The organism is Paenibacillus montanisoli, from assembly GCF_003268025.1.
Taxonomy (GTDB): Bacteria; Bacillota; Bacilli; order Paenibacillales; family Paenibacillaceae; genus Paenibacillus_Z; species Paenibacillus_Z montanisoli.
Genome location: NZ_QLUW01000003.1, coordinates 11555 through 24899, shown reverse-complemented (window position 1 = coordinate 24899; position 13345 = coordinate 11555). Strand labels below are relative to the sequence as shown.

Here is a 13345-nt window from a genome sequence, read left to right as displayed (position 1 = left end):
TTAACCGTGATTATTGAGAACGTCATCCGGCCAATGGGTCTGAACCCCTTCCCGTTCCAGCAGTTCCAGGAACGATTGCAAATGGCCGGCATCCTCGCGAACCCGATGCGGCGTAATCCCTTGCTTGACCGCATAAGCGGCGAGATAGCCGGCGGATTCGCCGATGTTCCATTCCGTCGGATGCATTCGGTAACAGCCGTTCGAAATTTGCGTTGTCCCGATGTTCTTGCATGCCGGCAGCACGTTCTTAATCCGGACCGGCAGCAGCGCGCCCAGCGGGATCTCATACGGGTAGCTGGGAATGTACCACATCCGGTTTGTTCGCGTGGTCGGGTGCAGGTCCAGGTGATAACTGCCCACTCCGACGCTGTCCTTGTAGTGCCGGATTCCCTGTTCCCCCCGGATTGTCCGGCTCACATCGTTTTCCGTGACCGTCTGTATGGCCTTGATTCGCCGAGATTCCCGAATGTATGGATGCTTGGCCAGTCCGTCCTCCGTCCCCAACACATCCTTGCGCAGCCGGATACCAGGGTAACCCTTTCCGCCATCCGGGCGCGGCGCCTCCGTCTGAAGCCAATAGACGAGCGAAAGGCTCAGCTGCCTTGCGCCTTCCAAATGCCTGCGCCTCTCTTCTTCCGGCACGTTGTAGACCGGCCCCAGAAAATAATCATTCTGGCTCCAATTGACGAGCGTGATATCGCTTTCATAAAATCCTTCCGCAAATAACGACGCGTCCACGATTCGCCGGTACGTCCATAGCGGCATCGGGTCGGTTCCATTTGGCATGAACGCGATTTCTCTCATTCGGTCTGTTGCGTTAACATCCGGAATGGTCCAGCTCAGCAGCGGATTGTTGGAAAAGCCGGGCACGAAGGAACGCCAGAAGTCATATTGCTGCGGCTTCTCTATGGTGAAGTCTTGTCCTTCCAAGTAGTCCAGCGCAAATACGTGAGTGATCGATTGAATGTCATCCGGATCCGATTGCTCGGGAGCATGGGGCTCTCCTGTGTCCGCGCGGGATTCAGCCCCGGTTACGTATTCGATGCCCGCGATCGGCAACAGATCGCCGCATTCGGTGGCATCCAGGAAGCAGGCCGCTTCTATCGTCAGCTCCTTTCCTGTGGCCGTATGGGAAACGGTTACCGATTTCACGAAATCTCCGGCTACTACGGCATCAATGGGCTTATGCTCCATCAGTGTAACTATCCGGCCGCTGCTCACATAAGGGGCAAGCATGTCTTCAATTATCCGAAGCGCTACCTTCGGTTCATGGCAAAGCCGGCTTACCCAACCATTGCCGGGGTTCAGCCTGTCATTTCGGAGTACTTCTTCTTTCATGGGATAATTCTCGCGGTAATAGCGCCTGACGCGCTCGCGAAACTCCCGATAGGTACGCGTGCAGCCCGTGCTTTCGATCCAGGGATGCTCGTCCGGCGGAACCGCCTGGCTGGTCAGTTGGCCGCCAAGCCAATCCGTTTCCTCCGTGAGGATGACACGAAGTCCGCTTTTGGCAGCAGCCAATGCTGCCACGCAACCCCCGAGCCCTCCGCCAATTACCAAAATATCTGCTGTCACTCCTATGTCCATCACCCTTTCAGGTAAAGATTGGATGCTATCATCTTATCACTGATTGGACTATAAGGGAGCAATTAATTGCGGTAATCCTGTAATCCTGATAGAGAATTTGATCGGGGAAGATGTCCGGTGAACACATGAAATTCTTCATGAATTTGGCCTTAGTAGAGATAAAAAAAAACGCCCCATAACTGGAGCGCTTGGTAAAAAGTGCATTTGCATATTTATTAAACGAATGCAAATCTTTTTGTGTTCCTACTTTCCGCTTTCTATTTCCGTTAATACCCTCATGATAAGAGCGGCGGCTTGTGCGCGTGTCGTGACAGCCTTTGGTGCCAACTTGGTTTCGCTCAGACCTCGTATCCATTGTTTCGAGACTGCATAGGAGACGGACGATTTCGCCCAGTCGGTCACATCTATTCTATCGGAAAAATGATCGGGAAGTCTTGAATCCGGCTTCTCAGATTCGCTTAATCCCAAGGCATTTATCAAAAGCACCGCCATTTCCTCGCGGGTAACCGGATCGTTCGGCCGGAATAGACCTAATCCGTCGCCTTTCACCCATCCAAGGGTAGCGGCAAGCTTCATATAACTATAGAACCAATCTTGCTGCCGTACGTCGGATAGCATGGGGGATGGCATGGAATCCGAATTCTCTAGCTTATTTCCAGCCAGTCCAATTACTAGCATTTTAATGAATTCTGCCCGGGTAACGGTACCCTTTGGTTTAAACGTTCCGGTTCCCGTCCCGTTCACGATGCCGCGGGAAGCGAGCGCCTCAATGTCCGCCCTGCCCCAATGACCTGCCAAATCTTCAAAGGTAACCTCCGTCAAGCGTACCGCATATATCCCGGAACGATCGATCTTAGCCGTTAATTGACCGTTTGCCGTATCCGCCCAACCTCCAACATATATCCATTGGGTCGGATCTTCAGTAGAACGGCGAAATAACGCCGCCTTTCGGATGTCGCGGGAACCGGCAGCCGATTGATCGTAACGGAAGGATATCTCAACCGGGGTCTGCCACGGCTGATTTCCAGCCATCCCAATCTGGAACATGTCCGTAAGCCAAGTGACGTTAACTACCGGATCCGCCGGTGGCTTTAACCGATGAATATCTAATTGCACGGGCTCGTTCCAATGCACGAATAAATCCAAATCTTCGCTCGGTTGCGTTGTTCCGCCTCCGCCGCTACTGCCTCCGCCGATGCCTCCACCGTTGCCACCGTTGCCACCACCATCGCCACTGCCTCCACCGTTGCCACCGTTGCCACCACCATCGCCGCTGCCTCCACCGTTGCCACCATCGCCGCTGCCTCCACCATCGCCCGAATCGGAAGAAGATAACGTTCGAACGTTGGCCGTTAATGCCTCAGCCGTCGACTGTCCGGAAGCATTAACGGCATGAAGGCGGAAGGTATACTCCGTTCCCGGCAGCAATCCGGGAATGTCGATTCCCGTCTGATCGCCATCCACCAGAACTTGATTCTCGCCAAATTCGATCAAGTAATGGTCAATTCCTATGAGATCAATTGCAGCAGGCCAACGCAACGACACTCCGGTCACCGAAGCTGTTGCCGTCACTTGCGCGCCGGAAGGCCATTGCGGGAGCTCTTCTTCGCCGGTTTTAGTAGATACAATCAAGCGGGGGAGCCCTTCATTCCATTCGAATCGATCGTTGCCGCCGATAACCTGGTACTCATAGGCAGTACCCGGCTCAAGACCGGTGTCCATAAAGTACGTTTCCTTTTGCAAGCTGATCAGTTCGCCGTTTCGATAAATTTGATAAAAGGCAACATCCGTACCGGTAACGGCCGGCCATTGAAGCATGATGTACTTCGTCCCTTGCTCCGGGGAGGCGAGTGACGCACCTACCGGCCATAAGGGCGGATGTGAGGCGGAAATGAGTTTGCTCGTATCCGCACGATACGTATAACTTGAATTAATGTACTCTAAAGCACGTTCCGGTTCCGCCAAATTGGTTGCATTACTAGCGAATGCCAAGGTTCTCCCGTCGGCACTGCTGCTCAAAGAATCATATAAACCGCTCCAACCGTTGCTAGGCTCTCCCGCAGGCGAGTGCGTGACGAGAACCGGGTCTCCTCCGCCCAGATCGGTATAATAGATTTGATGTTCCCAGTCATAGATGACGCCCGTTCCGCCCGCGGTAATTTGGAGAGTGGGAGCGAATACGGTATTTTCTCCGGGAGTCATAACCACTCTCGTCGTGCTTAATTCCCGATCGTAAACGAATATATTATACGTATAAGACGTATCTCCATTAAACAAATCAGTATCCTTGGAAGCAAAAGCCACATATCGCCCATCCGGACTAATAGAAGGAAAGTACCCGGAAACATTGCCGCTCGAACCGTCCACCTTCGTTCCGACAGGCTTGAACTTTCTTAACTTCGTATCGTAAATGAAGACTCGGTTCTTCTGGTCAAAATCCGCTCCTAACGGATCGATTTTGCTCGTGGTAAACGCAATGTACCGTCCGTCTGCCGACATGGAAATTTCGGATGTATGAAGATTGTAAATGTCGCTGATTGGGTACAACGATTTTACGATTGGCTCCTTTAACCCTGTTTGCCTATCCATCACGATGAGGTCAATTTGCACAGAATGAATAGAATCAATTCTCGTCTGTTCGAAATAAGCGATAAATCTGCCATTCGCGCTGATCGCATACTGTGGTTTCCGTCCTTCATGACTTACATCAGCGATGGGATCAATCATTTGAGTACTGAATGCTATTCTATCTGTGATTAGAATCGTTTATTCGGTATGATCATCATAAAGATATAAGGAATGTTGTTGAAACAACCAGGGGCTATCATCTGCTTCCGAGTATAAAATATATTGTCCGTCATACGAGACAACCGGTAACCATGCACTCGGAACTTCGATGCGTTTATTTTCACCATCACTACTAAAGATACTTATTCCGTAAGTACAGTCGGCCGTGAGACAATTATTGTCCATGCTTACAATGGTCGATCCGTCACCGCTGACTGAAGGGTTTAAGCTTTCGTCGTAAGCCTGATTAATTTCGCCTCCATCTTCATAGAGATACGATATCGGTGACGTCGATGACGGAACATTCACTATCACTTTCAACTCTTGAGATAAAGCACTTGATCCAAAGTGTGCAGATATAGTAACGACGCCCTTCGTCTGTTTCGACGATATATCAAAGGTGGCAATGCGTCCCCCTGCTGGGATCGTGACTATAGAGGGTACTTCGGCAATGGCCGGATCGCTGCTTTCTAATACCACATGGACACCGCCGACGGGCGCTGGGTTATACAAGGTAACGGTTGCGCTGTTCACAGTGTTCACCGGCATTTTGGATTGGAAGGATAAGTTTGCCAACGAACAGGCATCACCGATGGAATCGCCGTCGCTATCCTCTTGCCCAGGGTTGGAGATGACTGGACAATTATCGGTTCTCGTTGTCGTCCCATCGTCATCGAAATCGTCGCCTAAGATAAGTGTTAGATAATCTTTGTTGGTAAGCTCCGGTTCATTGTTTTTGCCAAACTGCGCGTCACCCTTTGCGACTGATCCCCGGAAATCGTAATCCAGATTTCTCCAATCGTCGTGATCAAGCATCTCTTCTACTATCCCATCGTTGTTCAGGTCCTCCATGGTGTCTTCTTCCGGTATGCCGTTCATGTTCCAGTCTATCCCTTGTTCTGCAGGCGCTACGTATTTTACACCTTTTGATTGGAATAAAACATTAGGCCATCCTGCCTGCGGGACTACAATTCCCTCGAATTCATTCAATTCGAGCTCCTTCAGCGGCAGGGCCGTACCCTTCGAATAGTCCAGCGGACGGTTTACTCTTACTTGCCCCGTCGAATCGACCTCACCGATATAGTTTTTTGCCGGTTTACCACGACCGTTGAATTGGTAGGCGTAATTCATGACGCTGAAATAGTTCGGTTTATAATTAGCATCGAAAAAGGGAACCTGGGAGGGAACCAGGGTGCCTCCATGGCCAAGACCAAGCGTATGGCCTAATTCGTGCATAAAGGTAGCCGCTTGCAGATCGATGACTTCCCGATCATAAATCTTCTGAATCTCCTGCGGCGTAGCCGATTTGAATGAATTAGCAACGTCCCTAGCGTACCTTTCAATAAAACCAAGCGCGATAAAGAAATCGTTTCCGGACGATTCTGCTACGCCGGTGTGACCAACCAAAGCATTAGGGTCGTATTCTTCAGCAATATGGTGTCCGAAAATGGCATACCGGAAACTCAAACGTAGCGCTCCTAGAATATTCTCGCAATTGGCGTGATTTTGATCGACCTTTCGATCATCCTGCGTACCGAAATGCGCGTTGCTTTGCTCCCCGCATGCGCTACCTGTCTTCCCCATCTTAAGATCGGCAAATGTAGCGACGGCACCGGGCGTTGAAGAAAGATCAGAGATTGGAAGAATACCAAGATTTCCAAGATTTCCATCTTCAGCGATAGGTTCCATCTCTTCCCCCGGCGTGATATGAAGACTGACTCCATTGCGGTCGAAAGCGTCGATGACCTCTGCGAGCGCTTCATCCTTCGGTTTGTGGCTATGGGGTAAATTGAAGGTTGGATCGTTGAGGTTCGGAGAAGGCCCATTTCCGTTATCGACCATATAATCGACATCAACGTAAATATCCGGCCGATCGGGATTGGCGTCGGTCAATAAAATATCGGAGAAGCCATCTCCATTGTAGTCGATTCCTTTCTTTTCCCAATCGTCACATAACGTATCGCCGTCATTATCGGGATTGCCGTTACGATCCGGATCGCCGCAGACGGCCGAGAATTCCGAAGTCGATCCCGAGGCGGAAGTCGCCGTGGCGGAGACAAAGGAATACCCTGTCGGCAATTGCCCATTGAGCTCCAGTCGCCACGCCCCGTCTTTGGACGGCTTGGTCGAACCCAAATACCGTTCCCCTTCCCCGAAACCTCCGGGATCGAGGGTTTTGACGGCATAGACGTCAACGACGGCGTTATTCGCGCCGCTATGATCCAGCCATCCGCTTACCGTTGTTTTGGCTGTTTTCGTATTGTAATGGGCGGCCACGCCCGTCGGAAAATTCATGAGATCGTTAGGACCGCTGTCGGAATCGTTAGGTACGTCATTCGGCGTTACTTTATTGTCATTCGAGACGTCGCTCCCTGCCAGATTAATGCCTAATCCCTCGTTCTCTCCGATCTCGTTGCCGCGGATAGAATTGCCAATGCTGTCCGGTCCGGATACGGCCACGCCATCATTGCGATTATGGCGAATGACATTGCAATTCGGAGCGCAAGAATACGGCTCTGCGACATCTACGCTGCCCACGGTGTTTTTGCTGGGGCCGTCCAAGATGAGAATGCCGTAAATGTTCGGAAACGCGGCTATTCCGTCTATTCCGGTTCCGATATAATTGCCGTTTATTTTATTTTGCATGGTTCCGGGGTCTTTTAGGAAAACGCCCGGTCCTGCATTTCCTGAGATGAGATTGCATTCGAATTGGCAGAAGCTTGTGCCTCGAAGCCCCCCGATTACGTTATAACTGGCTTGATTGGTTATGAATACGCCACCATCAACCCCATTTGGAAGCGCACCTGTACCGGCTGCATTGACGCCGATATAATTACCGCTTATTTGGTTATCCTTTGTGTTGGGATCCGTGATATAAATGCCTGCCACGCTATTTCCGCTTATGACATTACAGGTCTCTTCGCACTGGGACGTGCTCCGTGAGCCTCCGATCAGATTGTGATGGGCTCCTAATTCGAGCATTACGCCGATATCATTCGGAATAGCCGCTCCGTCCGGGCTAATGCCGATCCAGTTGTTTTTCAGAATGTTGTTGTTGGCGTTCTCGTATATATCGACGCCGATGCCGCGACCTCTCGTTCCACCAACGTCATTTTTTAATCCCGCAATATGATTTCCTTCAACTACGTTGTGATGTGCGTCGAAACCTATATTAATACCGCTGGCTACATGCCCTCTGGATTGACTCTCCAAAGTTAAACCTACGTAATTTCCAATAATCTTGTTTTCGAAAGCACCGGCTTTGTCTATCACAATACCGGATATGGCAAGGTTTTTGATGACATTGTGATCGGAATTGATTCCAAGAGAATAGATATACCACAATTTATTATCGATTATCGTCCAATCAAATGCTTTTAGCATGATGTCGGGTTTTGAGTTGCCGTCGACATCCCCGTCTATCGTCGTGAAAGGAACATCCAACACGGCTGCAGTGTTGTCATACCCCTTATCCGTTAGGGCTAACGTTGGCGTAGGCAGGTCGATCTCTTTCCCCTTAAGCGACGGATCGAACCGAATAGTGTAACCTGGCCCAGTATTATTGACCGCCTTCAGCGCCTCCATAAAAGAGATGGTAGGATCGTTGAGGGGTCCCGGTTCCGCTTTTAGCATGGATACACTGCCAATATTGCCATCGATGATTGCGGATGTGTTCGTTACTACGATTTCCAATGATTCAGCGTGGGCTTTGCTTTGTACAAACTCACCGATCATTGGGAGATTTGATGATAATAAAATGTATACCAAAAATGACAGCGTAGACTTTTTAAGCATAGTGGCCTCCTCGGGTTATTTTTTTGTCTATCGCTTGCTGTACAATGGACGAAGTTAAACTCCAGCTAACTGATGCTGCAACTGCAGTTACACCGGTCAAATCAAACCACTTACATGAACGGGATCAAGGCTGCGGACTTTATCAAATGGTGATTCTTCACATATTTTTGGCTTTCCGAATCTTCCCCAAGCCCGAACGGAACCAATCGCTTATGTACTATCATAAAAAAAAAATACTTCCATATGCGCTACCACCAGACTACCACTTATTTGAGGAGTGACTTCCTACGACAGCTTGGTTGCGGCTGCAATCCATTCCTTATCAAATTGGATCCAATTGCCTTAAAAAACAAGAAAAACCCTTGTATATCAAGGGCTTTTGGGTTAATTCCTATGTTATACTACCACTTAACAACAGGACAGGAGGAGAATGGCCGAACATGTCCCGCCACTCGCTGCGCGATGAAGCGTATCATCGCATCTATGAGCAAATCGTAACGGGCGTACTTGCCAAAGGCAGCGTCACCTCCGAGGTTCAGCTGAGCAGCCAGCTCGACATGAGCCGCACGCCGGTTCGGGCCGCGCTGCAGCAGCTTGAGAACGAAGGCTTCCTGCGCATCATCCCGAAGCACGGCGTGCTGGTGCTGGATTCATCGGCCCAGCGGGTCGGCGATCTGCTGGAACTGGTTGCCGCGCTGCTGCTATTCGCGGTAACCAGTGTTCGCATGCGCGATAAAGCAGCGCTTGGAGAGCTCTCCCGCCAGCTGCTCGAAGAGCTGAACGCGCAGCTGGACGCCGGCGTCGATGAAATCGCGCTATGCCGTCTAGAGCTTGATTTTCTCAGCCGCATTCTGGCCCTCAGCCACAATGAGGAAATGCGGCAAACGCTCGCCCGCAGCGCCTCGCGCCTGTTCTGGTCCGGCAACCGGAGACGCTGGGCCTCACCATACAGCAATGAGATGGCGGATACGCTATGTACGCTGCTTCTTCGGCTGGACGCCGGAACCGACAGCTTCTCGGAAGCGCTTAACCGCTATTTGCGCATGCTTAAGCAAACCTGGGTCTAGCGATTGCGGGTTTGGGAACACTAGATAAAGATCATAAACTTGAATAGGAGCTCGCTTAACTTGAAACTCAAATCGGAACGGATGTCCGCTTTATTAAAAATCATGCTCGGGGCGTTAGTTGTGCTTTCCTTGCTAGACTTGGCCGGCTCGTTCGCGTATGCGGCGAGCGAAAGCTTCTACGCCGATTATGTCATGTCCATTAATGACAAGATTTCGTTTTTGTTAGCCGTACTGTATCTGATTATACTCGTAATCTACCTCATCTGGATTTATCGGGTTCATGCTGACTTGAATCGCCTCATTCCAGGCTACCCCCGCTCTCCGGTAAAGTCGCTTGCTTGCATGTTGATTCCCATCTATAATTTTTACGGCGTTCCTTCCACCTTCTACATCATGGGAAGCCACTTTCAGAAAAACGACATTCAGAAACAGGGCCGATCGATCAGCGCCTTGTCCATTCCGGTCATTATCTTGTTTTTTATGAAGTATGCATCCAATCGATTGATAAACATCAATATAGACGAGCCTAGCGCATCGCTCTATATTTTCGACGGCTTGATCTCGGCAACGATGTATTTCATTTTCTATCGGTTAACGGTCTCGATTGCGCGAGCCCTGTTTCAGTTGAACGGCAGAACATCCGTAGAAGCTTCGCCTAATGAAGAAAACGTCCTCAGCCGCTAAGGCGAGGACGTTTCTATTTTTCATTCATACGAACGCTGCTTTGCCGCCTTCCAACGAAGCAATGCGCGCAAGCGACTCCACGCGGTACCCCTGTTCCAGCAGCTTGCCGCGCCCGGCTTGAAACGATTTCTCGATCACGATCCCGATACCGGCGACTTCGGCGCCAGCCTGCCGGATAATGCGGGCCATGCCGAGCGCCGCCTCCCCGTTGGCGAGAAAGTCATCAATGATGAGCACGCGTTCAGCCGGCGCGAGGAATTTCTTCGACACCGTTACTTCGCTCTCCTCCCTCTTCGTGAACGAGTACACCTTCTCCGTGTACAGATCCTCTTGAAGCGTCAGCGATTTCCGTTTGCGCGCAAACACCATCGGCACGCCCAGCTCGAGCGCCGTCAGCACGGCCGGCGCGATGCCGGAAGACTCGATCGTCATGATCCGCGTCACGCCGCTGTCCCGGAAGAGACGCGCGAACGTCCGCCCGATCTCCATCATCAGCTCCGGGTCCACCTGGTGATTCAGGAACGAATCGACTTTCAGCACGCCGCCGTCCAGTACGATGCCTTCCTGTATGATTTTCTGCTTTAGCAGCTCCACTCCGGTCACGCTCCTTGCACCGTTTTTTACAATGATACCGCATTTCCTGCGGCACTCGCCACTTGCCGCCGCGATCATCGAGACAGGCCGGGCTACGCCAGCTTGCGTCTCAAATGCTCGATCACGCGCCACCTCGCAATCAGGAAATAGACCAGCTGAATGGCCGCGAACGAAGCGAAAATAACAAGCGAATGCGTCACGACGGAATAGTCGACGAGCATCTGCAGCGCAAAGAACGCGACCGAGCTGTGCACCAGGGCCATGGCGAGCGGCACGAAAAACATGAGCAGCAGCTGCCGCGTCATGATCCGGCTCAGCTCCTTGCCGCTCAGACCGACCTTGGCCATCATGCCGTACTGCCTCTCGTCTCGATCCAAATCCGCGTACAGCCGAAAATAGATCGTGCTCGCGGCGAAGGTGAAAAACACAATGCCGACAAGGCCGCTGACGATGAACAGCATGCCGTTCTCCTGCTTGGACGACACCCATTCAAGCGCGAGTGAACGCAAGTAGTCGCCGTCGGCGCCGTCGTTATTGATGCGTTCCGTGAGCAGCCTCGACAAGCCGACGGTCTTCTGCCAATCCGGCACGGTAAAGAGATATTGACTGTAAAGCTGCGAAGTATCGTTAAAGCCTTGAAGCAGCCGGTCATATAACCCGTCCGTCACGACCATCGTACCGGCATAACCGATTTCCGGCACGACGATCTGGGAAGCGTACTTGACGACATGCGGGCTTGCTTTCTGGTCGCCTAAGGCCAGGTTGAAGACAGGCATCGCTGCCTCTCCGTTGCCCGGAGTGAACGTCTCGTCCCCTGGCGGAATGCCGGCTTGATCCCAATCCTCTTTCTGCCACAAGTAAGCCGGCGTGAGGATCATTTCGTCGTCGCCTCTCAGCATTTCGGTTGGATAGCCGAGCTCAGCCGCCAAAGCGTTGTATTCGCTCAATTTGACCAACGTGTAGCTGGTGTCGGTCTGCAGCGCCGTCACGAGGCGCACGTTATACGAGTGGCCGGCCTCGGTCAGCGTTCTGCCGATGACCTCAACCTTCTGCTTCGTGATCTTCTCATCCAGGCCGGCCCTGTAGCTGTAAGCATACGGATTGCTCATAGAGGCCAGCCCGGGGTCGCCGAGCGCGAGCGTCGTGCCGATGCCGGTAAACGCCACCGCCGAGACGACCGACACGATGAAGAACGTAGCCGCGTTGTCTCGCATCCGGTACGTTAGTTCCGACAACGTAAGCATGTTCGTCCTGCGAAAAAACAGCTTCCTGCCTCTTAGCATACGCAGCCCATGCACGCTCGTTTGGGTGAACAACAGGTACGTGCCGGCGATCGTAACGACGACGCCGACGAGCACCTGCAAGAAGGAAAAATGGCGGTTGATCGCAAAATCGAGCACGAGGCCATATCCTCCAGCCAATAGAAAAATCGATAACGCCGATAAGCCGATCGAAGCGACCGGTTCGGGCTTCGGTTTGTCCTCCGCCAGCATCAATTCGGCCACATCTTTCTTGCCCGCCATGACGGAGGTCAGCCACGCGATCATCAGGAACAGCGCGCCAAACGCGGCAATCGTCAGCAGCACAGCTTTCAGCGGGACATAGAAACGCAGGCCGTTCTCGATCGACAGCAGCTGCGCGCTCCCGAGCAGGATCAGCTTGGCGAACACCAGCCCGGCTCCGATTCCGAATAAGAGGGCGGCGAAGCCAAGCCACGCATTCTCGGCGAAGAGCATCCGGTTCAACTGCCGCTTCGACATGCCGAGCAGAATGAGAATGCCGAACTCCTTTTTGCGCAGCTTCAGAAACGCGCCTACCGAATAGAAAAGGAAGAAGAACGAAAAGACGAAAATAATGACTTCCGAAACCTGCAAGCCGATCGTCCCGAGCCTGCTCATCGTTCCGCTCGACGACACCAGCTCCCCTTGCAAATCCGGATGAAACAGCAGCAGTGCGTACGTGAAGAAGATCATGACCGAGAACGCGCTGCTGAGAAAATGCGCCATGTAAATCCGCTTGTTGCGCAGGATGTTATGAATGGCGAACTGGCGAAAATTCATTGTCGTTCCCTCCCATCACCGACAGCAGGTCGATGATCCGCTGGTAGAACGCGGCGCGGCTGTCCCCGCAGTGGATCTCGTTGTACAAGCGGCCATCCTTGATGAAGATGACGCGGTTGCAGTAGCTGGCCGCGGCCGCATCGTGCGTCACTAGCAGCATGGTCGTGCGGTCTTCCGCGTTTCGCTTCTCCAAAATTCCCATCACGTCCCGCGCGGCCTTGGAATCTAAATTGCCGGTCGGTTCGTCCGCCAGCACAAGCTTAGGCCGGTGGATAAGGGCGCGGGCAATCGCCGTCCGCTGAGCCTGTCCGCCGGAAATCTCGTAGGTGCGCTTGCCCATGATCGAAGCGATGCCAAGCTTCTCCGCGAGCTCATCCGCGCGGCGATTCATGTCGGCCAGCGGCAGGCCGTCCAGCACGAGCGGCAGCATAATGTTTTCCTTGACGGTCAGCGTCTGCAGCAGGTTGTAAGCCTGAAACACGAAGCCGAGCTCACGGCGCCGAAATAGTGCCAATTGGTCGTAGGTCAGCTTGAAAGGGTCCTCGCCCGCGATCCGAACTTCGCCGGACGTCGGCCGGTCGATCGTCGATACCATGTTGAGCAGCGTCGTCTTCCCGCTTCCGGACGGCCCCATGATGCCGACGAATTCGCCCTTGTCAACCGTTAGGTTAATATCCGCAAGCGCCTCGTACGAGACGGCTCCTGTATAGATTTTACCGAGATTACGGACGGTTAGCAGATCCATTCTTTTGGTCCTCCTTGAATGCCTGT

General features: G+C 52.3%; 8 protein-coding genes. 2 read left to right on the top strand and 6 right to left on the bottom strand.

Annotated features, from left to right (window positions below):
- The 3 genes from DL346_RS16045 to DL346_RS29975 form a co-directional block, all read right to left on the bottom strand.
- The gene (locus DL346_RS16045) at positions 1-1587 is read right to left on the bottom strand and encodes an FAD-dependent oxidoreductase (protein ID WP_112883180.1); all 1587 of its coding nucleotides are present in this window, start codon (positions 1585-1587) and stop codon (positions 1-3) included.
- Positions 1588-1830: 243 nt separating this feature from the next.
- Positions 1831-4134: an S-layer homology domain-containing protein gene (locus DL346_RS16040; protein ID WP_165822532.1), complete on the bottom strand. Its 2304-nt coding sequence runs from the start codon at positions 4132-4134 to the stop codon at positions 1831-1833.
- 219 nt (positions 4135-4353) lie between these two features.
- Positions 4354-8169 (bottom strand): right-handed parallel beta-helix repeat-containing protein, encoded by a 3816-nt coding sequence (locus DL346_RS29975; RefSeq protein WP_112883178.1) that lies wholly within the window; start codon positions 8167-8169, stop codon positions 4354-4356.
- 440 nt (positions 8170-8609) lie between these two features.
- Here DL346_RS29975 and DL346_RS16030 point away from each other — a divergent pair, with 440 nt between their 5' ends.
- Together DL346_RS16030 and DL346_RS16025 are read left to right on the top strand one after the other, a co-directional pair.
- A complete protein-coding gene (locus DL346_RS16030) occupies positions 8610-9236 on the top strand; it encodes a GntR family transcriptional regulator (RefSeq protein WP_112883177.1) in 627 nt (208 codons plus the stop codon).
- A gap of 60 nt (positions 9237-9296) precedes the next feature.
- Positions 9297-9920 (top strand): hypothetical protein, encoded by a 624-nt coding sequence (locus DL346_RS16025; RefSeq protein ID WP_112883176.1) that lies wholly within the window; start codon positions 9297-9299, stop codon positions 9918-9920.
- A 24-nt stretch (positions 9921-9944) separates the two neighbouring features.
- Here the strand turns inward: DL346_RS16025 and DL346_RS16020 are convergent, their stop codons facing one another.
- The 3 genes from DL346_RS16020 to DL346_RS16010 all read right to left on the bottom strand — a co-directional run bounded on the left by DL346_RS16020 (position 9945) and on the right by DL346_RS16010 (position 13319).
- A complete protein-coding gene (locus DL346_RS16020; protein ID WP_112883175.1) occupies positions 9945-10514 on the bottom strand; it encodes a xanthine phosphoribosyltransferase in 570 nt (189 codons plus the stop codon).
- A 92-nt stretch (positions 10515-10606) separates the two neighbouring features.
- Entirely contained in the window at positions 10607-12574 is a 1968-nt protein-coding gene (locus tag DL346_RS16015; protein ID WP_112883174.1) for an ABC transporter permease, read from the bottom strand.
- Complete coding sequence (locus DL346_RS16010) at positions 12546-13319, bottom strand: ABC transporter ATP-binding protein (protein WP_112883173.1); 774 nt, start codon at positions 13317-13319, stop codon at positions 12546-12548. Before DL346_RS16010 ends, DL346_RS16015 begins: the two co-directional genes overlap by 29 nt.
- Positions 13320-13345 lie beyond the last annotated feature (26 nt).

Bases quoted from the DNA above. Each gene is read 5' to 3' on its own strand.
- DL346_RS16045 (WP_112883180.1), bottom strand. From the start codon at position 1,587: ATGGACATAGGAGTGACAGCAGATATTTTGGTAATTGGCGGAGGGCTC.
- DL346_RS29975 (WP_112883178.1), bottom strand. From the start codon at position 8,169: ATGCTTAAAAAGTCTACGCTGTCATTTTTGGTATACATTTTATTATCA.
- DL346_RS16030 (WP_112883177.1), top strand. From the start codon at position 8,610: ATGTCCCGCCACTCGCTGCGCGATGAAGCGTATCATCGCATCTATGAG.
- DL346_RS16015 (WP_112883174.1), bottom strand. From the start codon at position 12,574: ATGAATTTTCGCCAGTTCGCCATTCATAACATCCTGCGCAACAAGCGG.
- DL346_RS16010 (WP_112883173.1), bottom strand. From the start codon at position 13,319: ATGGATCTGCTAACCGTCCGTAATCTCGGTAAAATCTATACAGGAGCC.